Genomic DNA, 22,361 nt, shown 5'->3' with positions numbered 1-22,361 from the left:
TCTAAGCCGCTTCACCAGGCTATCTTTTGCTTGAAGAATCAAAAGATGCTTCAGAGAGTGAAACGGTCTTCAGTGTCTCTCGGCTCTAGCGTTGAGAGTCGCGCAGGGCGAGCCTCTGCCCTTGCTTTACATCGACCCACCGCGCGAAAAGGAATCTCATGGCCGAAACAAATCCAAAAGTTCTCGGGGTAGCCATGATCGGCTACGCCTTCATGGGTAAAGCCCACTCGAACGCGTGGCGTAATGTGGCCAGCTTCTTCGATGTCCCTGCCTTCGAGCAGAGGGTGCTCGTGGGGCGGGACGCCACCGAGGTAGCCTTTGCCGCCGGAAGATACGGTTGGGCAGAATGGGCCACGGACTGGCGCACGGTGATCACCAGGGACGACATCGACATCGTGGACATCTGCGCCCCGGGCTGGATGCACGCCGAGATTGCCGTCGCAGCGCTGGAGGCCGGCAAGCATGTCTTGGTGGAGAAGCCCCTGGCCAACACTCTTGCCGAAGCAGAACTCATGACCGCCGCGGCCGCCAAGGCCCGAGCCCGGGACGTGCAGTCGATGATCGGCTTCAATTACCGTCGCGTCCCCGCCCTGGCCCTCGCCAGGGAACTCATTTCCGAAGGCCGCCTCGGCACCGTCCGGCACATCCGTGCCGCCTACCTGCAGGACTGGCTCGCCGACGACCAGTCCCCCATGACCTGGCGCCTGAGGAAGGAAACCGCAGGCTCCGGCGCCCTCGGGGACATCGCCTCCCACGCCATCGACCAGATCCAGTTCCTCACCGGCCAAAGCATTTTGGAGGCGTCCGGCGTATTGAAAACGTTCGTCGCCGAACGCCCAGGGCGCAGCGGCCCCGAGAATGTGACCGTTGACGACATGGCGTGGGGAACTTTCTGGCTCACCGGCGATATGGGGGCCTCGGTCGAAGCATCCCGTGTGGCGACAGGTCAGAAGAACAGCCTTCGCATCGAGATCTACGGCACAAATGGGGCACTGACTTTCAACTTGGAGGACCTCAACGAGCTGCAATTCCTGGATGCCACCGTTCCGGTGCGCGAGCAGGGTTTCCGCCGCATCCTGGTCAACGAACCGGAACACCCCTACCTGGATGCCTGGTGGCCGCAGGGCCACATCATCGGCTGGGAACACACATTCACCCACCAGATCCGGGACTTCCTGACCGCCATCGGCTCAGGCAAGGCACCGTCGCCCTCGTTCGAAGACGGTCTCCAAATCCAACGTGTCCTGGCCGCCGTGGAGGAATCGGCTAACAATAAGAGCACTATCACTGCGGTGAGCAGCGAGTCCCTCGCAACCGAAGGAGCCTGACCATGTCCCGCCCGTTTACCCTGTTCACCGGCCAGTGGGCCGACCTGCCCTTCGAGGAAGTCGCCAGGCTCGCGTCCGGCTGGGGCTACGACGGCCTCGAAATCGCCGTCTCCGGCGACCACCTGGACGCCTGGCGCTGGGACGAACCCGGCTACGTCGAGTCCAAACTCGAGCTCCTGGACAAGTACAACCTCAAAGTCTGGGCCATCTCCAACCACCTCACCGGCCAGGCCGTCTGCGATGACCCCATCGACTTCCGCCACCAGGCCATCGTCCGCTCCAAGGTCTGGGGCGACGGCGACCCCGAAGGCGTCCGCCAACGCGCCGCCGAGGAAATGAAGCACACCGCCCGGCTCGCCAAAGCCCTCGGCGTTGACACCGTCGTCGGGTTCACCGGCTCCTCCATCTGGCAGTACGTCGCCATGTTCCCGCCCGTCCCCGAAAAGGTCATCGACGCCGGCTACCAGGACTTCGCGGACCGCTGGAACCCCATCCTGGACGTCTTCGACGAAAACGGCGTCCGCTTCGCCCACGAAGTCCACCCCTCCGAAATCGCCTACGACTACTGGACCACCGTCCGCACCCTTGAGGCCATCGGCCACCGCGAAGCGTTCGGCCTGAACTGGGATCCCTCGCACATGATGTGGCAGGGCATCGACCCCGTCTCCTTCATCTGGGACTTCAAGGACCGGATCTACCACGTGGACTGCAAGGACACCAAGATCCGCCAGACCGGACGCAACACCGTCCTCGGCTCCCACCTGCCCTGGGGCGACCCCCGCCGCGGCTGGGACTTCGTCTCCGCAGGCCGCGGCGACGTCCCCTGGGAAGCCTCCTTCCGTGCTCTGGCCGCCATCGGCTACAACGGACCCATCAGCATCGAATGGGAAGACGCCGGCATGGACCGCCTCCACGGCGCCCCTGAAGCCCTCGCAGCCCTCAAAAAATACGACTTCCCCGCCTCCCAAACCAGCTTCGACGCCGCCTTCAGCCAAGACTGACGGCTTCTTTCAGCAACTCTGGACCGACCGTGTGTGCGCAGTCGGCAGAAAGGCAGCCATGACTTACTCGGCCTCGGAGAAGCGCTACGAGACCATGCCCTACCGCCGGGTAGGACGCAGCGGACTCAAGCTTCCCGCCATCTCGCTGGGCCTCTGGCACAATTTCGGCGACGATAAGCGGTTCGACGAGCAGCGCGCAATCCTGCGTCGGGCATTCGACCTTGGCGTCAACCACTTCGACCTCGCCAACAACTACGGACCGCCGGATGGCTCCGCCGAGACGAACTTCGGCCGGCACCTGAAGGACGACTTCAAACCCTACCGCGACGAACTCATCATCTCTACCAAGGCCGGCCACTACATGTGGCCCGGTCCGTACGGCGAATGGGGCTCCCGCAAGTACCTCATTTCCAGCCTCGACCAGTCCCTGCAGCGCATGGGCTTGGATTACGTGGACATCTTCTACAGCCATCGCCCGGACCCCGAGACGCCGCTTGAGGAAACCATGAGCGCCTTGGACTATGCGGTGCGTTCCGGCAAGGCACTGTATGCGGGCATCTCCTCCTACACACCGGAGCAGACTCTTGAGGCCGCTGGCATCCTGAAGGAACTCGGGACTCCGCTGCTGATCCACCAGCCCAGGTATTCGATGCTGAACCGATGGACCGAGGATCGTTCGCCGAACCTCTACGAAATCCTGGACCAGGTGGGCGCCGGTTCCATAGCTTATTCACCGCTCGCCCAAGGCATGCTGACCAACCGGTACCTCAATGGTGTCCCGGCAGACTCGCGCGCGGCCAAGGAACGCTTTCTGTCGCAGGCGTCCCTGACGGAAGAAAAGCTGGATCGTATTCGCGGGCTGAATGCCATCGCCGAAGGTCGCGGGCAGTCTCTGGCGCAAATGGCGATCGCCTGGATCCTGCGCGAGCAGCCCAAGGGATCGCCGGTCACTTCCGCACTGGTGGGAGCATCCAGCGTCGCACAGCTAGAGGACACCCTGAGTGCCATCAACAACCTCGAATTCACCCCGGAAGAGCTTGCCTCCATTGACGAGTTTGCAGTCGAATCCGATATCAGCGTTAGAAGGGTTCCGCCGGAGCCGCGCTAAAGAGCTGCTGTTTATGCTCAAAACAAGCAAAAGTGCGAGCTGTTGTTGAGGGTTTTGGGTTCCGACTGACGGGGCCCAGGGGCCGCCCCAGTGGCAGTCTTTTTCAAGGGTCTTAGGGCTCAGCCAGCCAGTCGTGGCTCGCGCGCCTTCGTGACTGCAGCGCTCAGGCCCTGCGGAGTCTTTTGGTGAAGCCATCTGCCCAGCATGTCTGGCTGGAACAGCTCGCCTAGCGCGAGCTCGGCAGCTCCAAAGACGCCCTCGTTGTGCTGAAGAGCCACCTCCGCTAACACAAGGTCGTCGACAGCCAAGGGCAGAGAGCGCCGTATGACCGCATCCCTGACGATGTCCCGATAGATCGAGCCCGTCAGTGCCAGCGACCCGCCCAAGTATACCGTGGACGGGTTAAATACGTTAACCAGACCCGCTACTTGGGCACCAATGAGGTGGCCAGCTCGGAGAATTAATTCTCTGCAGGCAGCATCGTCTTCATTGCTCCCGTAGATTACGTCCATCACTGAGAGAGATTTTCCGTTTTCGAGCGCCTTAGCCAGATATGGGCTTCTGCCTGCAATCGCGGCGGAATATCCATCCCGCGCCAGCGCCCACCCGCTGGCGAAGGATTCAAGGCAGCCGAACTTTCCGCATCGGCACTGCACTCGAGATTCCTCGGCAATAATCAGGTGACCTATGTCACCGGCAGCACCTTTAGCCCCCCGATGCAGCTGTCGCCGGCTAATCAGACCCGCTCCTATGCCTGTTCCGGCCTTGATGAAAAGAACGTTGTCCCCTGCTGTTTGGTGAGTCCTTGTCCACGTTCCCAATGCCATCAGATTACAATCGTTGTCCACCCAAACCGGAACGCCGAATGCTGCCTCCAGTCTTTCCCGAACAGGAAACCCGCCCCAACCAGGCATTATGGGTGGCGAGACCGGAATTCCCGAAGCGAAGTTGACTGGCCCCGGGAGGCCGATCCCAACGGCCCACAGGTTTTCACGGATGCCTGGACTCATCAGTTCGTCTACAAGACCGGAGAACTTATGCAACGACTCCTCCGGTCCCGCAGCGATGTCCCAGTTGATGGCGCGGTCGTGGACGATGCCGCCCGCGAGATCGGTTATGGCGATATGAGCCCGCGATGCTCCGAAGACAGCGGCCAAAAGATATCCCCGGTCCTGGGCGATCCGAAGGACTTTAGATGGTCGGCCCCCAGTGGAAACACCGTCCTCCTCTTCCCGGATAATTCCCGCCCGCAGTGCATCATCTACTCGTTGCGAAATGACGGTTCGTCCGAGGCCGGTTTGACGCATGAGCTCTGGGCGGGTGACTGACGTCCCTGAGCGTACGAGACCGATAACTGCGGAGAGCGTTTGGGTGTGGTTCGCCATGATCTATCGCTCCAACCCTCGGTTCTTTCTGTGTTGGCCAAAAGACTTCGTAGCACCAAACCCTAGTAGCCATTTTAGCTGGGAAGTGCCAATAATCCTGCGGTTTTCGACATCTATTGCCGCAAATATGCAAAAGACGCCCTGCGGAGCTAGGCTGAGTCGTATGGACGACAGTTCATCCGAAGCGATTATCCATCGAACCCCAACCCCCCTGTGCTCACTGGAAGCTCTTGTTATTCACGAAGTTGCCAGACCAGCGTCCTATTCGCATGGCCAAAAGCGGGGACCCGTGTCAGGTCCGGGTTACAAGCAAAAGCCGGCGAGCACGTGAAAACTACTTTTCGGTCTTTAGCCATCCGCGATTTTCGGCTATGGATCCTCGGACTGTTTGTCTCATCGGTGGGCTCGTGGATGCAGATGACCGGCCAGGACTGGGTTGTCTTGACCGAGTTGACCGATCATGACGCGACCGCCCTGGGCGTAGTCGTCGCACTTCAATTCATTCCGCAGCTGATCCTGTCGCCCATCGCAGGCGTCCTAGTGGACCGCTTTGACCGCAGGAGGTTGCTCCTGGGGGCCCAAACAGTCCAACTCGTGCTCGCTCTAATTCTCGGAATGCTTATTTTGATGCATATTGCCAAGTTGTGGCACGTCTTCGTTTTGGCTTTCCTGCTCGGGTGCGTTGGCGCCGTAGACGGACCGGCGCGGCAGACCTTCGTTCATGAACTGGTTCCGGGAGCAAGCCTCGCCAACGGGATTGCCTTGAGCTCTGCGGCTTTCAACTTTGGCAGATTGGTCGGACCAGCCATTGCTGGCGTCGCCATCGCCTCCGTAGGCTCCGGCTCGGTATTTCTTCTAAACGCTGGCAGCTTCTTAGGAGTCATTGTCGCGATACTCGCGATCAAGCGACGGAACCTTACCAACGCCCACCCCATCCGCCACGAGGGCAGAGGGCTCACAACAGGCTTCGCGTATCTGTGGAGAAAAAAGCCGACGCTGATTGTCATGGCTGCGGTCTTTCTCGTCAACTGCTTTGGCCTGAACTCGGCCATCTTCGCAGCGACCATGGCCAGTTCGGAACTGCATGCGGGCCCCGACGGCTTTGGGATTCTCACATCGTCGATTGGTTTCGGCGCCATGATTGGCTCTTTGGCAACCGCGGCACTCCCCCGGCCATCCTACGGAGTGATGATCGCAGGGACTGCAGGTGTTGCTGCGACATGTATCGGTGCTGCCTGGATGCCCACTCTGTGGTTGTTTGCAGCCCTGTGCAGCCTCATTGGCGCGGGCCTCATGATAGTGGTGACCACTGTCAACACATTTGTTCAGCTCAACACGGCGCCAAAATATCGTGGCCGCGTCACGGGGACATACATGGCCATCTTCATGGCCGGCGGACCCGTCGGCGGCCCCGTGTTTGGCTTCTTGACCCACACCGTGGGCCCACGTGGATCTCTGGTCCTTGCGGGCGCTGCTATGGCTGTTGCGACAGTCCTCTTCGTCGTCGCATGCTTTATGCATCGGCGCCTTTCTGATTCGGCCCTACCCGCGGTTGAAGCGTTCGTTCTAGAATCGGAACACCACTGACTGGCAGCTGGTCTCCGGACCAGCGACAAAAGATCACCCCACCTGCACCGTAGTGCAAAGGCTTGGCAAACGTCGACGTTCTGGAAGTAGCCTGGCGGACGTGAAAGCGGGAGCGTTAGGCACCCTTGATGAGGTGGACCGCACAGCCATTCTTCAATACCCAAAGTCACCGAGAAGATGACCCGGCTCGACGAGGCCGACCTTTCGGTCCAGTTCGACGATCCGAAGACGCTGTCACAGCCGAACTGTTAGGGGCGCACAGTCCAAGGGTTGGGTCTCTGCGGCGGTCAGGGGACGAACGGGAGACTGACATGACGTAGCCCGGCACGCCAGTTGGAGAAGTAGTTGGCGGCCGCGTGATCCATCTCGGCAGAGACACCCATGGGGTGGTGCTTCGAAGCCATTTTCTCGTGGGCTACGACCTGCCTGAGGCTGTGCCTTCGGCGCAGAAGTGCAACACGCAATTCCGGACGTCCTTGGACTAAAGCTTCTTCAGCATTGCTACGACGGATTTAGGTTCCCCTCGGGATACTCCCGATTCTCTACGAAGCTGAGAACGGGGGCAGATTGGATATCACCAGACCGTGGAAACATCCCACTGCAAAAAGAAGCGGCTGGGGTAGTTGTCATTGCGGTTCGTAGGCGGACCGGGTGGCCGCCATACTGACCCGCCCCCTCAGTGAGCTGGCGGACAGGTTCCCATCGAGATGGCTATGCAGCTGGCTGCCGTCCGGTAGAGGAACCCTGCCCGCGTTCCCCGGGTCCGCGCCTAGTAACGTGATGACGTGTCGTAGAGCCGGCTGCTACCGCCGTGTTGCCGGACCCACAGAATGTTTCCATTCGGAATAGCGGCATCGACCGTCCCGCTGGATACGTGCACCCGTTGTAGCGGACATGAACTGTGCTCCTGGCAACGCGTTGCAGTCCCGTACGGGGCGCATCATGCCTCCTGGGATGCGGCCGCGAGGTGGCAGGTGTGAAGTCCTGCGAGGAAGCCCCTGGCGAGATCCTTGGCGTCATTGCCGGCGGCGGTGCCGTAGAGGTGGAAGTCCGGCCTGATGAGGACGGCGTCGACCGGGGCATGCGGGGTTCCCAGCGAATCCAGCCAGCGGCGATAGGTTCCGTCAGTGTCGTGAACAATTTCAACGCCGGCGGGTACGTCGCCGTTGTCTTCGAGGCTGGCCATCCGGATCTCCAGGAGCCCGAGGCGCTTCTGGTCTTCCCCGGAGATGTCGGTGAGCATGGAGCTGCGCCGGGTAAGGAGGACACCGGGTCCGCCCAACAGGTCATCCAGCAGGACCGCTGTTTTCCCGGAGCTGGTGACTCGCCCTTGGATGGCAAGTTCCCCGCCGTGCGGGCCGGTGTGAAGTCCGTGACCCAGGCCGGGGCGGGGCGGGGCCGGTGCTGTGCGGGTGCTTGCCCATTCGGCGATCATCCGTTCGTCACGTTCGGCTGCTTCCTCGTGGTCGGTGAGGCAAATGACCTGGCCGAGGTTCACGGAGAATTTCACGAAGGCGATGGCATGCTGGGAACGCTCCGGACCATAGGTGTCCAGGAGTGAGTCGTCGGCGAGGCCGTCGAGGACTGCTCCGAGTTTCCACGCTAGGTTCATGGCGTCGCGGACGCCGGCTCCCAGTCCTTGTCCGGCGAAGGGAGGCATCAGATGCGCCGCGTCACCGGCGAGCAGAATCCGTCCGTGGCGCCACTCGGTCGCCCAGCAGGCCTGGAAGGTGTACACCGAGTGCCGTTCCAGTTCCGCGTTGTCGGCGGTGACCCCGTAGGGGGCCAGTAGTTCCCAGGCTTTCTCCGTGCGGTTCAGCTCTTCCTTGGTTTCTCCGGGCAGTCGCATGAATTCCCACCGGCGTCGTCCTGGTCCGCCGGGAACCATCGTGGCCGGACGGGAGGTGTCGCACAGCTGGGAGGCGACATGGGGGAAATCGAGGCCGGGACCGGGTTTGACGTCCACGACAAGCCAGTCGTAGAAGAAGCCCTCGTCATGCCATTCGATGCCGGCCAGCTGGCGCACTGCACTGTTCGCCCCGTCAGCTCCGATGAGCCAGCTGGAGACGGCCGTGATCTGTTCGCCGCTGCTGGTCCTGTTTAGGTTGACGCGGATGCTGTCCTTGTCCTGGGACACGTCGCCGGCTTCCCAGCCGCGAAGAACGGTGACGGTGGGCAGATCCTCAACCAAAGCGTCCAGGCGGTCCTCCAGAGCAGGCTGGTTGAAGAAGTAGGTGTTGTACCACCCCGATTCCCCACGTCCGCTCCAGTCGACCTCGACGAGTGTCTGACCTTGCCCGTTCCGCCACACGTACATGTCGTCGTAAGGCTCGGTCACCTCCGGAATCCTGTCCGGCGACAATCCGACGGATTGCAGGATGCGGGCGAAATCAGAGCAATGGGTCACTGCACGGGGCAGCGGGTAGCCGGTCTCCTTGCGGTCGACAACGAGCACTCTGTGCCCGCGGCGCCCGAGCTGGAGGGCCAGCAGCTTTCCCACGGGCCCGAACCCGACGATGGTCACGTCTGCGCTGTGTAGGCCTGGTCCGCCGGTGGTCTTCATTGACATGCCTTTCAATCTCACGCCTCTACTTGAGGCATCACTGCATCCCACCGTACGGATCTTGACGTGACTCGTCTCACACACTGTCCCGATCCACGGGACAGCGGTTGTTCCACGGAATCATCCGTCCCGAATCCCGGGACAGGATTGTTGTTTGGATCACACAATGTCTCGACCATGGCAATGGAGAGCCGCCCGAGGAGGTGCGGCCCAATTAGAGGAGCACGAATGTTTTCACCATCTGCTGCCGCTGCCGACGCTCCAAAGACGGGGAAGTCGAATTCGGCGATCATCGCGCTGTGCATGATTATTACCGTGATCGAAGGCTACAACCTGATCGTGTTCGGTCAGGTTGTCCCACTCATTCTGAGAGATCAGTCCATGGGCATCACAGACCAGGCAATCGGCCTTATCGGCGGCGTTGTGTATATCGGGGCCATCCTGGGTTCGCTCGTGGCACCGCTGTTGGGCCAACGGTTCGGCCGCAAAGCCGTCCTTGCCGGAGCGATTACAGTGTTCGCGGCAGCATCCGCTCTCACCGGGCTCTCCCCCGACGGCGTTGTCATGGGACTGGCCCGTTTTCTGGCGGGCTGCGGCCTCGGTGCGGCGCTGACCACCGCCATGACAGTGGCCCGGAACAATGCTCCTGCCCGGCGCGGGTCCCTGGTCGTTACCATCACCATGGCGGGAATTCCGCTCGGCGGCGTCGTCGCCGCCCTGATCGCCGTTCCGGTACTGCCGGCGGTCGGTTGGCGCCCGATGTTCTTCATCGGCACGGCTGTTACCTTGGCGATTCTGCTTGCCGTCCTTCTGACGAAATTCCCGGTCAGCACCGAGCCTGAGGTGGCCGGCGGTGCCTGGACGACACGGCATAAGCTGGCGGCCCTCTTCTCAGGCCGGGGTGCGATGGTCGCGCTGATCATCGCAGTATGCGCGGTGGCCAACATGGTCGCCTGGCAGGGCCTGAATGTTTGGGTTGTTGAAGCCATGATCGGGCTCGGACTAAACCTGCAGGTGGCACTGTTGTTCAGCTTCGTCCTCACCGGCGCAGCAGTGATCGGTTCCTTCGCCACCGCATGGATCGCAGACCGCTGGGGAGCAGCTCTCGCGGCAGTTATCACCGGAGGGTGCACGCTCCTGGGGCTCGTCGGCATCCTGGCCGTGCCGTTCTCGGCGCCACTAGCCGTAGCCTGCATTTCGCTCATGGGCATCGGCGGGCACTCCACAATGAATCTCGTCCACACCGCCACGTCCGACATTTATCCGCTTCCGGCCCGTGCAACCGCGCTCGGCTGGTCGAACGGCACGTCCTTCATCGGGGCGTTCCTCGGTCCTACCCTCGGCGGGGCTGCCATCGCCGCCGGCGAATTCCACGATGCCTTCGGTACCTTCGCGGCTGCTGCGGCGGTGTGCCTTGCTGCTGTGACGGGGCTGTACATCGCCGACCGGAAGACCACTCACGCTTCGTTCCGTCATCCTCACGGCCGCAAGGGCGAGCCGCTTGTCGCCTCGGAGGTACCCGCATGACACTGATTCAGCAAAACCCCACTTTTTCCTTCACCACCTTGGAGGACCGCTTGTTCAACTTCGACCGGCTTCTTGACCCGTCCCCGATGCCCATCGAAACCGGCTACCAACGCTTGGACTCCGGCGTTCTGCACGTCGCCGCACGCACGGACATGCACGGATGCACGGGAGAGATGTTCACCTGGTGGTTCGGCAGCCGCCCCGGGCCGCGCGAGTACGGCTGGTGGCACCCCATCGATCACGGCGCCAGTGCCTGGAACGGCGGAATCCCCGGCGAAGCCGCGGGCTCAACCCACATCGTCACCGAAAAACTCACTGGCCTGCCCGACCAGGACCTCCTGATCGAATTCCACGACCCCACAGAGTTCTTCACCGCCTCCGCCTACTCCAACGCCCTCAGCAGCGGCGCAGTGACCACAGCGATCACCGGCCACGTGGGATTCGGCCACGCCGCCCCACGCCGGGCAGACGGTTCAGTCCTGGGCGGTCGGCTGCTGCACATCGGACGGGACACCGAATGGGGCCTGGTAATGCGCAGCCACTTCCTGCTCGGCTACGACCTTCCCGACGCCGGCCTGACTCCCGAACAGGTCAGCGCCGAAGTCGACCAGGCCCTGGCCCCCAACCTCCTCCAGCACGCGTACGACGAATTCACGTTCCTCTCCCGCATCCTGCCGCCCCTCCATGTGGCCGAAAACCGCGGCAAACTCACCATCCCCCGCCCCTGGTAGCACCCCCCCAAAGAAGCGGGCCGGACTCAGCCGAGTCCGGCCCGCTTCTTTTGCTCTAAATGCTCCCTCGCACCCACCACATCAATGGCAGGATTCAGCACTGTCAAACCATCCAGTGCTGCCGTGCTTTTGGCCGCGAACCGCGCCGTCGGCATGACGATGGCGATCGCCTGCAGCGCACCGGTCGGGCCGGTCATCGCTGTGGCAAGGGCGCAGATGCCGCGGTCGTGTTCTTCGATATCGACGGCGACCTGAACCCTACGAATGACGTCCAGTTCGGCCTGCAGCTCCGGCCTTTCGGTGATGGTGGTGTCCGTGAACCTTTCAAGTTCGGGGGAAAGGAGCTCATCGGCGCGGGCCGGCGGAAGTGCCGCGAGCAGGGCCTTGCCGATGCAGCTGGCATGAAGGGAAAAGCTCTTGCCGACCTTCGTGACGCCCCTGAGCCTTGCCGGAGAGGCGACCTGGTCCACGATGACGACTTCGCGGCCGTTGAAAATGGCCAGTTCGGCGTTTTCATTCGTGGCCCGCGCCAAGGAGACAAGCCTGCCTCGGTTGGCGCTGAGCAGATGAAGGTGACCGGCCATCCCGAATTTCAGTATCCCTGGGCCCAAAGCATAGCCTGGCCTTCCCGGGGTCCTGACGACGTAAAGCTCTTCCTCCAGATCCTGGATGGTCCGGTGCACGGAGGAACGTGGAAGACCTGTGCGGACGGCAAGTTCAGACAGGCTAAGACGCCCCCGACTTTCGGCGAGGGCGTCCAGGACCAGGCTGACGCGGGAAAGGGTCGTCACGGGTTCATCACCGGATCATCTTTACCCCTCAGCTTCCAGCCGTCCAGACACGGTTGACCTTCAGCAGCTGAATAGACCAGTCTCCGTCGTTGACCAGGAGCTGATACGCGCCCAGCGTATGCAGCAGCGGGGCGTCACCGGCCAGCAGCCAGCGGGTGTAATGGGCGGTGGCCAGCCACTGCCCATCCTCCGGGCCCGGGTGCACGATCAGGTTGCTGACGTCGTGCCGGTGCCCTTCGGGCGCGCTCCATAGTCTGGTGAACAGTTCCCTTGCGGCGACTGGATTAGAGGACTCTGCCGTCGGAAACTGCACATTGGCTCTGCCAAGCAGGTCCACGACGGCGTTGACATCTTTTCGGTCCGCGATGGCGACGTAGGTGTGCAGCAGATTCGCGATCCGGTGTCTGGCCTCGGCCGCGGGACTGCTCATCGGGCCAGTTCCGAATGTGCCGCCTGCCACTGACGTACCCAGGACCGGCCGTAGTCGTTGCCGTGCGGGGTTCGCAGGACGGTGTGGACATGGAACTGTTTGGGTGTTCTGTAATTAAGGAAGACGCCGCAGTGGTGGTCCAGTTCGACGATGATCACCGGTGACTGGATGCGGTAATAGAAGACATCGCCCGGTTCGTGGCCGCCGATCCAGGAGAACCAGGTCTCGTCCAAGTGCTCGCGGACTTCCCGCATCCGTGCCGCGCGGGGTCCGGCTGGCAGCGGAAGCACGAACTGTTTGACGATCGAGAGTGCGATCTCCTGAGCTGGGGCGGGGAGGTCTGCTACCTTGATGCCTTCGAAGGGGATGACCCGGTTGTCCTGGAAGGCACCGGCGAGGTGCCTCTCGTCTCCGGGGTGCACCCGTCCTTCCGGCATGGCGGGATCGACCATCTGTTCGTAAGTTATTGCGGCGGCTCGCTGGTCGGCCGAGAGGGCTGCCATGAGGTCCGTGCCGAGCTTGATGCGCTCTTCGAAGGCGGAGACGCCCGTGTGCGGGCCGGCGTCGATCTCATTGGGTTCGGCTCCAAAGAAGACCGGGCTTAGGGACATGCGGCCGTCGACCACGAGGCAGTTGACCGCGCAGTGGTGTCCGTAGAGCTGCCATCCCCAGGGTGCGGTCAGGTCCGGCGTCCCGTACATGGCGAAGTTGTAGCTGAACTCGTTCAGGACGCTTTCGAGGCCGACGACCTCGCCCAGGAACCCGTTGATCAGCATCATGCCGCGCGCCAGTTGGTAGCCTTCGGGGCTCAGCGACGCCTCCACCAGGGCCAGCGCCTTTTCCCGGACCCGTCTGGGCTGGAATTCAAGCCTGAGTCCGGTGTCGAACTGCATGAATTCAGGATTGGCCCAGGTCTGCCATTCGGTGGCGTCTACCGGGTAGGTGAGCTTTTCGCGGTCTTCAGCGGTGACTGTGGCCAGCAGCGCCTCGGCCGCCGCGACCATGGCTGTGACGGGAGCATGCTCACCGGGCAGTGCTGGTTCGAAGGGGAACAGCCCTTGCCGCAGGGTGCCGTTTTCTGTGACGCCACGGAATTCGTTCAGGTACAGCGGGGTCCAGCCTTTAATGAGTTCGCCGGTGAAGGTTCCCTCTTTCCGGGCCGCCTGGCGGTAGGCGTAGGCGTCGAGACCTTTGACTTCCTCGATGCGGCGATGGCCTTCGGGGAAGAGGTACTGGCGGAATTCTGCGGTGCTCATGGTGCACTCCTTCGTGCTCGGATTAGTTGTTGTGTTTGGTGACGGCGTGCCAGACCGCGGCCAGGTCCCCCTTGGCGATCGCCTCGACGAGTTCGGCGTGAACGCGCAGACGGTCCGCCCGGTACGCGGCGGCTGCTGCTTCGTCCTCGTCGAAGCGTGACGAAGCAGTTGACGACAGGTGTCCGAGAGTTCCGATGTATACGGCCCGCGCCATGGCGTTGGGACAGATCGCGGCGATCCGCTCATGCAGGGCCCAGTTGGCCCGCATGAAGCCGTCCCAGTCCGTGGAGTTTTCCATCCTGCGCACCAGTTCGCGCAGCTCAGCGACGTCATCGGGGGTGCGGCACCGCGCGGCGCCGATGTCGATCAGCCCCTCAAGGTGATCCCGCAGTTCAATGGCGTCCATGACCGCCGAGGGCTGTTCCCCTACTGTCAGCAGCGTATGGCGCAGGCGCACAACAGGACTGGGTTCGGTAACGAACAGGCCTCCGGTCCGGCCGGGGCGGATCTCCAGAACTCCCCGCTCGCGCAGCAGCCGGACGGCTTCGCTGACCGTGGCCCGGGCATATCCGGTCTCTTCCCGCAGCGAGGGGAGGGTTCCCACCAGGGCTCCCGGTTCAAGTGCGCGGTTACGAATGCGCTCTTCCAGCGCGGCGGCGAGGTGCTCGGCCCGCGAACGCGGCGCGGCCAGCTTCAGGCCCGAATCCATGGGGGCGGGAGCTGTCCCGGAATCCTGAACAGGAGGCTGTACGTCGCCAGGGAACTGTGTCATGCTCCTATTGAAGCATAAAAGGTGCGAATGTTTTAGCTCTTTTCGACAGGATAGTCGAAGGATGAAGGGAAACTCATGAAAATTGTTGGTATTCGCCGCAGCGCCGGTGACGTCGAGGTCGCAGCGCTTTCCGAGGACGGGCAGACAGTGTCCGTCCTGGCAGGACTTGAGCAGTTCTGGGCCGAACCGGCCCGGCATCTGGCATCGGCCGCCTCAGAGGAATCGCTGCCCGTGGGCAGTGTTGAGTTCGTCCCGCCCGTACTACCTGGTGCGAGGGTGATCTGCATCGGGCTGAACTACCTCAAGCATGTGGCCGAGGGTTCGTTCAAGGATCAGGAACTTCCCGAGTATCCGACCCTCTTCGCCCGGTGGTCGCAGTCATTGACCGTTGACGGGGCGGCCGTGCCGGTCCCGACCGGAGAAGATGGCCTGGATTGGGAGGGGGAAATTGTGGCCTGGGTCGGTGAGACACTCGTGGACGCTACCTCCGATGAGGCTCTTGCCTCGGTCGTCGGATACTCGGTCTTTAACGACCTCACTGCCCGCCGGGCACAGAAGCTTACATCCCAGTGGATTCTGGGTAAGAACGCTGATCTGTCCGGCCCTGTCGGGCCGATGGTCCCGGCCGCGGAAGTCGGCGATCTCCGCGATGGCCTTCAGGTGCAGACTCGCGTGAACGGTGAGATCGTGCAGGACGGGAACACCGCCGAGATGGTTTACACCGTTGGCGAGACGCTGGCGCACATCTCCAAGACCTTCACGCTTCGCCCCGGTGACCTGCTCGCCACGGGCACCCCGTCGGGGGTCGGCTACGCCCGCACACCCCAATGGCTCCTCCAACCCGGAGATGTAGTCGAGGTTGTAGTCGAAAAAATCGGAACGCTGCGCAACTCCATTGTTAGCAATGAAGCCCGGCATGCCCGTGCCCGAGAAGTGCAAGCCCTGCCCCTCCCAGCATCTCGCTAGAAGTTAAGGAACCAGCACATTGAGCAGAGCCGACCATCCCCAAGGCCCGCTTGCCGGGCACACGGTCATCGACCTGAGCCGTGCCCTGGCCGGCCCGCACGCCGGCATGATGCTGGCAGACCTCGGCGCCCGCGTTATCAAGGTGGAAAACCCCGGAACGGGTGACGACACCCGCGGCTGGGGCCCGCCCTTCGTCGGCCCCGAGGACGACCTGCAGTCCACCTATTTCATGTCCTGCAACCGCAACAAGGAATCCATCAGCCTGGACCTGAAGAGCGGCGACGGGCAGGCCGTGCTCCGTGGTCTGCTGGAGCGCGCGGATGTGGTGATCGAGAACTTCCGGCCCGGCGTCATGGACCGGTTGGGCTTCTCCACTGCAGCCATGCACGAACTCAACCAGCGCCTGGTCATCCTCTCCATCACCGGCTTCGGCCACGACGGGCCCGAGTCCCAGCGCAGCGGCTACGACCAGATCCTCCAGGGCGAGGCGGGCCTGATGTCCCTCACCGGCTCCGGCCCCGACGATCCCCAGCGGGTGGGCGTCCCTATCGCCGATCTGCTGGCCGGCATGAACGGGGCCACTGGTGTACTCGCGGCGCTGATTGAACGTGTCCGTTCGGGCCGCGGCAAGGTGGTCCGCACGTCCCTGTTGGCGTCGCTGATCGGTGTCCACGCATTCCAAGGCACCCGCACTACCATTGCCGGCGAAGTCCCGCAGGCCCAAGGCAACCACCACCCCTCCATCGCCCCCTACGGACTGTTCAACTGCAAGGACGGTAGCGTCCAGATCAGCGTCGGCAGCGAAAAACTGTGGGCCTCCTTCGCCGACGCCTTCCGCCTGGACCCAGCCGCCCCGGGCTTCGCCAGCAACGCCGAACGGGTGCGGAACCGCGCGGAGGTGATCGCCGCCGTCGAACGCGCCTTCGCGGACTACGGCGCGGAGGAACTGCTGGAAAAGCTGAACGACGCCGGGATCCCGGCCGGGAAGGTCCGCTCGCTTGACGAGGTCTACGCCTGGGAACAGGTCGCCTCCCAGGGCCTCGTCGTCGACGTGGACCACCCGCTGCTCGGCACGGTCAGTCTGCCCGGCCCGCCGCTGCGGTTCTTTGCGCCCGGCGACACAGCGGAAACCACGGTCAGAGATCACACTGCGCCGCCGCTGCTCAATGCCGACGGCGGATCCATCCGGGAGTGGCTCGGCCCCGCGGCCGCCCGTACTGCCGCCGCCGCGGGGGCGAAATAGCATGCCGGCGACGGAAAAGGTGCGGCACCTCAGCGCCGCAGAACTTCTGGACACCGTGGTGGACGAAGGCTCGTTCGTCTCCTGGGACGCCGAGCCGAAGCAGCCCGACCTGACCGAAGAGTACACCGGGGACCTTGCCAAGGCGCGGGGTCGCAGCGGCACCGACGAGTCCGTGCTAAGCGGCGCCGGCCTGATCCGCGGCCGCCGCGTGGCGCTAATCGTCAGCGAATTCTCCTTCCTGGCCGGATCCATCGGCCACGCAGCTGCGGAACGCATCGTGGCCGCGGTGGAGCGCGCCACGGCCGAAGGCCTGCCCCTTTTGGCTGGCACTGCCTCCGGCGGAACCCGCATGCAGGAAGGCACCTTGGCCTTCCTTTCGATGGTCAAGATCACCGCAGCCGTCCGGGCGCACCGGCAGGCCGGCCTGCCCTACCTGGTCTACTTGCGCCATCCCACCACTGGCGGCGTGATGGCCTCCTGGGGTTCCCTCGGCCACATCAACGTGGCCGAACCGGGCTCGCTGCTGGGCTTCCTAGGCCCGCGGGTCTACGAGGCACTGCAAGGCGAAGCGTTCCCGGACAACGTCCAGGTAGCCGAAAACTTGTTTAACAAAGGTCTGATCGACGGCGTGGTGGGACACGGCGACCTGGCCGCGCTGGTGGGCAGGGCACTGGACATCCTCATGCCCCGCCGGGCTTCCGGGGCAGCTGCATGGCCGGAAGCGCCAGCGACGCTGGCAGTCCGGCCCGCTGACGTCGATGCCTGGACCTCCATCGAAATCTCCCGCCAGCCAAAGCGTCCCGACCTCCGTCAGCTCCTCAAGTACGGTGCCACGGACGCCCTTCCGCTGAACGGGACGGGGCAGGGCGAGAAGGATCCCGGGCTGCTGCTGGCCCTGGCGCGTTTCGGAACCCAGTCCTGCATAGTCCTGGGCCACGCTCGGCCGCTGCGAAAGGGCGCGATCGGCATGGGGCCCGGTTCCTTGCGGGAGGCCAGACGCGGCGCCAAGCTCGCGGAGGAACTGCGCCTGCCGCTGCTCACTATCATCGACACCGCCGGGGCGGCGCTTTCCCAGGAAGCGGAAGAAGGCGGCCTAGCCGGCGAAATCGCCCGCTCACTGCACGAACTGATCGGGCTGGAATCGCCGTCTGTTTCAGTCCTGCTGGGTCAGGGCGCTGGAGGAGCGGCGCTGGCGCTCCTGCCAGCGGACCGGACCATCGCCGCTCAGCACAGCTGGCTGTCCCCCCTGCCGCCCGAAGGCGCCAGCGCCATCGTCCACCGCACCACCGACTTCGCCCCGGCGATGGCCCAGGCGCAGGGCGTGAACGTGGCGTCACTGTACGCCAATGGGCTCGTGGACCACATCGTCGATGAACGTGACGACGCCTCCCTGGAACCGCGGGAATTCTGCGCCCGAATGGCGCACGCCATCGAGTACGAACTCGCGTCAGTTGCCGTCGTGCCGGTTCCCCAGCTCGTGGCCTCGCGGGCACGCAAGTACCGGAACCTCGGCAGCTAGCTGCTTGATGGACCTGCCACATAGGGCAAAGGCACACCTCCACGTGGCACGCAGGACCTGACCCGGCGTCCGTCAGGGAAGGGACTTGGCGCCTTGAGAGCCTGATCTTGGCGGCAGCGCCCAAGCAATTTCTTCCTCCTGGGCTGGGGCGATCACGGGCAGCCCACGTGGCGGTTACACCATCTGGATCGGCTTCTGCTCTTGCCGCCAGCGGCGTAACCGCGCACGATGAGTGCATGCGTACATGGGCCAGTCGCAGCAGGTTTTGTGAGTGCTATGGGGCACGGATACTGACGCCCAGACAGGTGACCTCAGCGGAGACCGTCGATTTTTGCCGCTGCCGGTGCATCAGCCATGGGCTGATGTGATATTCCTTCACTGGAGCATTTCCCTGGCAGTAGCGCGTCCCTGCATGCCGCGGGGCGTGGAGCCACGTGTATGCCGGGTCGGCCTGATCGGTTTCCGTGTTCCGGGCACCTATCCGGGGCCTGGACTGGGTGTTCCGTATGCCGGAACGTTCACCAAGGTCAATGTTCGGCTGTATTCCCGTGACGCTGCGGGGCGCCACGGGGTGGTGTTCCGGTCTTTGGACGCCGACACGCTCGCGTTCGTGCTGGCCGCCCGCGCCGCGGAGGGCCGTACTTGCGGTCCCATTGCCGCCCCACGACGATGCGCGGCGCCTCCCGCGATCATGTCCCGTTTGGAATGGCGGGTCTTTTACCTGCCCATCGCCCACCGGGCCCTGGCCACCGTATTACGCTGCGGATGCCCCCTTGGAAGACGCACTGGTCAGCGCCGCCGGATCACAATCCACCGCCCACCGACTCAGTGTTGTATTCCCCCGGTGTCCGCACACAGTTCGGGCTGCCCCGCCAGGTTCTGGACTGACCCTGGCGATCCCAATTACCGGCGAACGAAAATGGCGGGGGACCTACTGCGTGGGGCGGGAGTTTGTGCGTCTGTCAGTATGCAGGTTGGCACCGAACATGCTGGGGCCAGCACTTAGGCCACCGAAGCGTTGTTTCGGGATTCTTCCACTGAGAGGCCGACAGAAACTCGTCCCCTCCGCGAGGTATCAGCCCTCCGAGGCGGGCGCTACGTTCGCCTGCGTTCGGCGCTGTGCGACCATGACGAGTGCGCATGACGCTAAAACGCCCGTTAGGGCGAAGGCGAGCATGCCGGTGAATGAACCCGCGCCCGACTGGAGCATCGCCCCGCTGGCGATGGGACCGATGGAGAAGCCGCTACCGATCATCAGATTAGTGGTGTTCATGAGGTGTCCGCCGTTTGAGAGGTCGGACAGTGTGGACAGCAGGTAGGGCAGGATGAAAGTCCAAGCGAACTTGAAGATCACCGCAGCGATGGCAAAGCGAATAAGGGCCGGTGAGCCAAAAAGCAATGCGATGCTGAGTGCCATGCCTACGTAGCCAGCGATCAGGTAGATCCTCCGTCGCGGAGTGTCTCCGAGGGCCGTCGCCGTGACGGCTGACAGAATCCCGGCTACGGTGGCCAGGGAAAGGATGAGGCTACTGGCGGAAAGGTCAATTCCGGAGCCGGCGGAGATCTGGGCCATGAATGACCAGACGCCGCTTAGTGCTACATAGAAGAGCAGGACGGCGGCCATTCCGGCGGCTGCCTTGGAGATCGGCACCCGCGAAGGAGTTGACGCTGCGACGGGGGAGGATGATCGCAGTACTTCCCCGTCGATCCGGTTGACCACGAGGAGGCACAACACAGCCAGACCGGCGAGGGTCCAGTAGATCGCTGCCACACCTGCACCGGCGAACAATGATGGGAAGACAGCCAAGATCAGGGCGCCCATGGCCAACTGGAATACGACGAAAATTCCGAACGCGCGGCTGGGGTTCGATGTCTTTCCGCTGAGGGTCAGGATGATCACGGTGATAGAGCCGGCCGCGAGGCTGGTCACTCCCCGGGCCACGATCAGGAGGCCGAAATCGTCCAAAAATCCTGAAACGACGTTCCCTGCGATGACGACGGCAGTGAAAATGTAGCTTGCTGTTCTCAGGTTGATCCGGCGGAGCCACAGATATGCCGGCACTGTTGCCAGGCTGAAGGCGCCAAGTTCCAGCGAAAAGAGCGTCCCGACCTGGACCGGGCTTAGGCCGAACTGTTGGATCAGTTTGCCCGCGATCACCGGGGCGATTAGCAGCACGGTATAAAGGACAGCGCTGAAAACGGCGATATACGTGTACGTTCCCCTGTCGGAGGCGTTGATCCCCGGAGAGGCTTTTATGGCAGTGGTCATGGTCATGTTCTTTCGGGCAGGACGAAGCGGCGCGGTGCCGCCGTCAGAGGGGAGGGGGTAATGGTGCCTGCGGTCCGGAAGCTTCAGAGCTGGGGTAGATGAAGCGGTCAGACTCGCTGCGGGGCAAGTCGTTCGGGCGCGCCCCCGGTGCGTTCCGAGAGCTTTGCATCGAAGACTTTGCGGCCGGCGAACCAGGTCTGCTGCGTGGTTATGCGCGGAACGTCCTCGATGTTAATTTCGTGCGGATTGTCGCTGAGGACAATGAAGTCTGCTGATTTTCCTGGCGACAGGGATCCTGTGACGTCGTCCACGCCCATAGCTTCGGCGCAATTGGTGGTGTAGATCCTGATGGCTTCTGGGAGGGTGATGGCCTGCTCAGGCCACAGCGTACCGGGGAATTGTCCGGTCGGGTCCTTGCGGGTCACGAGCCCGTAAATGCCTTCCCAAGCGTTGGGGGACACGCTGACAGGCCAGTCCGAGCCCCCGGCAATGCGGGCGCCGGTGTCGAGCAGGGATCGGTTGGGCTGCATCTTTGAGGCCCTGTCGGCGGGAAGTACTGTGGCGATGGCTTCAGCAATGACCCCGGGAAACCACAGGGAAGGGGAAATGTCAGCGGTGACGTCCAACTCGGCGAAACGATCGATGTCCTGCTCATGGATGAACTGGCCATGGGCGATGTGGTATTTCGGTTCCGTGTGTCCGGCACGGCGGACTTTAGCGACGGTATCCAGCACGAGCCGGACCGATGCGTCTCCGGTGCAGTGGATTTTGGCGGAGATGCCGCGTTCAGCCGTGCTCATCAGCCACCGCTCAAGCTCCTCCGGGGGCATGGTGGTGCCGCCGCAGTGACACTCGGGGAAGCCGACGCCTGAAAGGTATGGCTCGATGAAGGCGGCGGTTCCTGCCGGGGGGACGCCGTCCAGGAAGATCTTGATGAAATCCGGGCGGTGATGTTCGGACCGCAATTCGTCCCGGTGGGCGATGATGCCCTCACCAAGGGGGGTGGTGCCGAAGATGAAGTCGTTGGCCTGCATGGAGGTAACCACCCAGGCGTGCAGATTGCCCGCGTCGTCGAGTTCCTTCAGCGCCTGCATTAGCTGGAGGGAGGCTGCGGCATCCTGGAATCCTGTCACCCCGTAGGAGTGGAGGATCTCAATTCCGCGCGCGGCCGCTCGCGCGAGATCCTTCGTGGATGTTGGCCGTAGCCGGGCCAAGGCTCGTTCCACCAAGACGCCTCCGGCCTCGATCAGAACACCCGTAACGCGACCCGAACCATCCCGCATGATTTGACCGCCTTCGGGATCGGGTGTTCCATCGCTGATACCGGCCAGTTCCAGCGCACGGGAGTTAGCCCACCGGTTGTGCTTGCTGTCATCCTTCAACAGAGCTGGCCGTCCACCGGTGGCGGCGTCAAAGCGGGCAAGTGCGTCCGCAGAATTCAGTTCGGCCAACAGCCCCGAACCCCAGCTTCCGCCGACCACCCACTCGTCCTGCGCCAGACGTTTCGCCTGTTCTGCGACAGCGCTAAGCAGCTCCGTGAGTGTCTTGGTAGGGGGCTCGTTCAGTTCAAACAAGTCCATTTGGCCAGCAATCATGTGGTGGTTGTGCACATCCAGCAGGCTCGGCATCACATAGCGGCGGCCAAGGTCGATAATGGTAGTCTCCGGACCGGCGGCGGCCTCAGCAGCCACACCTACAGAGTGCACCTTTCCGCCTTCGACAGCCAATGTCGCCACCCGGGCATGCGCAGAGTCCAAGGTGTCGATAACGCCGTTGATCAAAAGAAGATCAGCCTGATTGTTCATAGCACCAGTCCCTTGCGGTGAGTTGATGGGACAACACTAGAGTGTGCGGTTTCCTGGGATTTTGACTATCCGTGCACAGC

Annotated in this window: 18 protein-coding genes and 1 pseudogene; 10 read left to right on the top strand and 9 right to left on the bottom strand. The window is 63.0% G+C overall.

From position 1 onward, the window contains the following. Positions 1-158: 158 nt before the first annotated feature. From K4G53_RS18910 to mgrA, 3 genes are read left to right on the top strand one after another with little or no spacing between them, the layout of a single operon-like run. Positions 159-1,328, top strand: a complete 1,170-nt coding sequence (locus K4G53_RS18910) for a Gfo/Idh/MocA family protein (protein ID WP_221387229.1) — start codon at positions 159-161, stop codon at positions 1,326-1,328. 2 nt (positions 1,329-1,330) lie between these two features. Beyond that, positions 1,331-2,329 carry a sugar phosphate isomerase/epimerase gene (locus K4G53_RS18905; protein ID WP_221387228.1) on the top strand — a complete coding sequence of 333 codons (999 nt, stop codon included), beginning with the start codon at positions 1,331-1,333 and terminating at the stop codon, positions 2,327-2,329. Positions 2,330-2,387: 58 nt separating this feature from the next. Continuing rightward, positions 2,388-3,437, top strand: coding sequence for an L-glyceraldehyde 3-phosphate reductase (mgrA, locus tag K4G53_RS18900; protein WP_221387227.1), 1,050 nt, complete (start codon positions 2,388-2,390; stop codon positions 3,435-3,437). Between the two features lie 119 nt (positions 3,438-3,556). On the opposite strand, the gene K4G53_RS18895 is transcribed toward mgrA, so the two are convergent. Continuing rightward, positions 3,557-4,822, bottom strand: coding sequence for an ROK family protein (locus tag K4G53_RS18895; RefSeq protein WP_221387226.1), 1,266 nt, complete (start codon positions 4,820-4,822; stop codon positions 3,557-3,559). A gap of 327 nt (positions 4,823-5,149) precedes the next feature. Here K4G53_RS18895 and K4G53_RS18890 point away from each other — a divergent pair, with 327 nt between their 5' ends. After that, positions 5,150-6,409: an MFS transporter gene (locus K4G53_RS18890; protein WP_221387225.1), complete on the top strand. Its 1,260-nt coding sequence runs from the start codon at positions 5,150-5,152 to the stop codon at positions 6,407-6,409. Positions 6,410-7,349: 940 nt separating this feature from the next. Here K4G53_RS18890 and K4G53_RS18885 read toward each other — a convergent pair. Next, positions 7,350-8,972 (bottom strand): bifunctional 3-(3-hydroxy-phenyl)propionate/3-hydroxycinnamic acid hydroxylase, encoded by a 1,623-nt coding sequence (locus K4G53_RS18885; RefSeq protein ID WP_374226189.1) that lies wholly within the window; start codon positions 8,970-8,972, stop codon positions 7,350-7,352. A gap of 228 nt (positions 8,973-9,200) precedes the next feature. Here K4G53_RS18885 and K4G53_RS18880 point away from each other — a divergent pair, with 228 nt between their 5' ends. Further along, positions 9,201-10,499, top strand: coding sequence for an MFS transporter (locus K4G53_RS18880; protein ID WP_221387223.1), 1,299 nt, complete (start codon positions 9,201-9,203; stop codon positions 10,497-10,499). Then, the gene (locus tag K4G53_RS18875) at positions 10,496-11,230 is read left to right on the top strand and encodes a DAPG hydrolase family protein (RefSeq protein WP_221387222.1); all 735 of its coding nucleotides are present in this window, start codon (positions 10,496-10,498) and stop codon (positions 11,228-11,230) included. The genes K4G53_RS18880 and K4G53_RS18875 overlap by 4 nt, the downstream gene beginning before the upstream one ends. 26 nt (positions 11,231-11,256) lie before the next feature. On the opposite strand, the gene K4G53_RS18870 is transcribed toward K4G53_RS18875, so the two are convergent. The 5 genes and pseudogenes from K4G53_RS18870 to K4G53_RS18855 form a co-directional block, all read right to left on the bottom strand. After that, positions 11,257-11,814: an IclR family transcriptional regulator gene (locus K4G53_RS18870; RefSeq protein ID WP_260323849.1), complete on the bottom strand. Its 558-nt coding sequence runs from the start codon at positions 11,812-11,814 to the stop codon at positions 11,257-11,259. Between the two features lie 42 nt (positions 11,815-11,856). Then, positions 11,857-12,021 (bottom strand): annotated as a pseudogene (locus K4G53_RS21575) (helix-turn-helix domain-containing protein); the annotation flags it as partial. A gap of 28 nt (positions 12,022-12,049) precedes the next feature. After that, on the bottom strand, positions 12,050-12,451 hold the full coding sequence (locus tag K4G53_RS18865) for a nuclear transport factor 2 family protein (RefSeq protein ID WP_221387220.1): 402 nt from the start codon (positions 12,449-12,451) through the stop codon (positions 12,050-12,052). Next, positions 12,448-13,707 (bottom strand): DUF3500 domain-containing protein, encoded by a 1,260-nt coding sequence (locus K4G53_RS18860; protein ID WP_221387219.1) that lies wholly within the window; start codon positions 13,705-13,707, stop codon positions 12,448-12,450. The genes K4G53_RS18865 and K4G53_RS18860 overlap by 4 nt, the downstream gene beginning before the upstream one ends. A gap of 22 nt (positions 13,708-13,729) precedes the next feature. Then, positions 13,730-14,479: a FadR/GntR family transcriptional regulator gene (locus K4G53_RS18855; protein WP_221387218.1), complete on the bottom strand. Its 750-nt coding sequence runs from the start codon at positions 14,477-14,479 to the stop codon at positions 13,730-13,732. Positions 14,480-14,554: 75 nt separating this feature from the next. On the opposite strand from K4G53_RS18855, the gene K4G53_RS18850 reads away from it, so the two are divergent. From K4G53_RS18850 to K4G53_RS18835, 4 genes are all read left to right on the top strand, one after another. Next, positions 14,555-15,445 (top strand): fumarylacetoacetate hydrolase family protein, encoded by an 891-nt coding sequence (locus K4G53_RS18850; RefSeq protein ID WP_221387217.1) that lies wholly within the window; start codon positions 14,555-14,557, stop codon positions 15,443-15,445. A 19-nt stretch (positions 15,446-15,464) separates the two neighbouring features. Further along, entirely contained in the window at positions 15,465-16,688 is a 1,224-nt protein-coding gene (locus K4G53_RS18845) for a CaiB/BaiF CoA-transferase family protein (RefSeq protein WP_221387216.1), read from the top strand. 1 nt (position 16,689) lies between these two features. Then, positions 16,690-18,207, top strand: a complete 1,518-nt coding sequence (locus K4G53_RS18840) for a carboxyl transferase domain-containing protein (RefSeq protein ID WP_221387215.1) — start codon at positions 16,690-16,692, stop codon at positions 18,205-18,207. A gap of 271 nt (positions 18,208-18,478) precedes the next feature. Further along, the gene (locus K4G53_RS18835) at positions 18,479-19,213 is read left to right on the top strand and encodes a DUF2071 domain-containing protein (RefSeq protein WP_308287927.1); all 735 of its coding nucleotides are present in this window, start codon (positions 18,479-18,481) and stop codon (positions 19,211-19,213) included. Positions 19,214-19,282: 69 nt separating this feature from the next. On the opposite strand, the gene K4G53_RS18830 is transcribed toward K4G53_RS18835, so the two are convergent. Continuing rightward, positions 19,283-20,476 (bottom strand): MFS transporter, encoded by a 1,194-nt coding sequence (locus K4G53_RS18830; RefSeq protein ID WP_221387214.1) that lies wholly within the window; start codon positions 20,474-20,476, stop codon positions 19,283-19,285. A 107-nt stretch (positions 20,477-20,583) separates the two neighbouring features. Further along, positions 20,584-22,281: an amidohydrolase gene (locus K4G53_RS18825; protein ID WP_221387213.1), complete on the bottom strand. Its 1,698-nt coding sequence runs from the start codon at positions 22,279-22,281 to the stop codon at positions 20,584-20,586. Positions 22,282-22,361 lie beyond the last annotated feature (80 nt).

Origin of the sequence: Arthrobacter sp. MAHUQ-56 (assembly GCF_019710585.1) — a bacterium.
In the GTDB taxonomy this organism is placed as follows: domain Bacteria; phylum Actinomycetota; class Actinomycetes; order Actinomycetales; family Micrococcaceae; genus Arthrobacter.
Note: the sequence above shows the minus strand (reverse complement) of the source record. Positions and strands in the feature narration are given on the sequence as shown.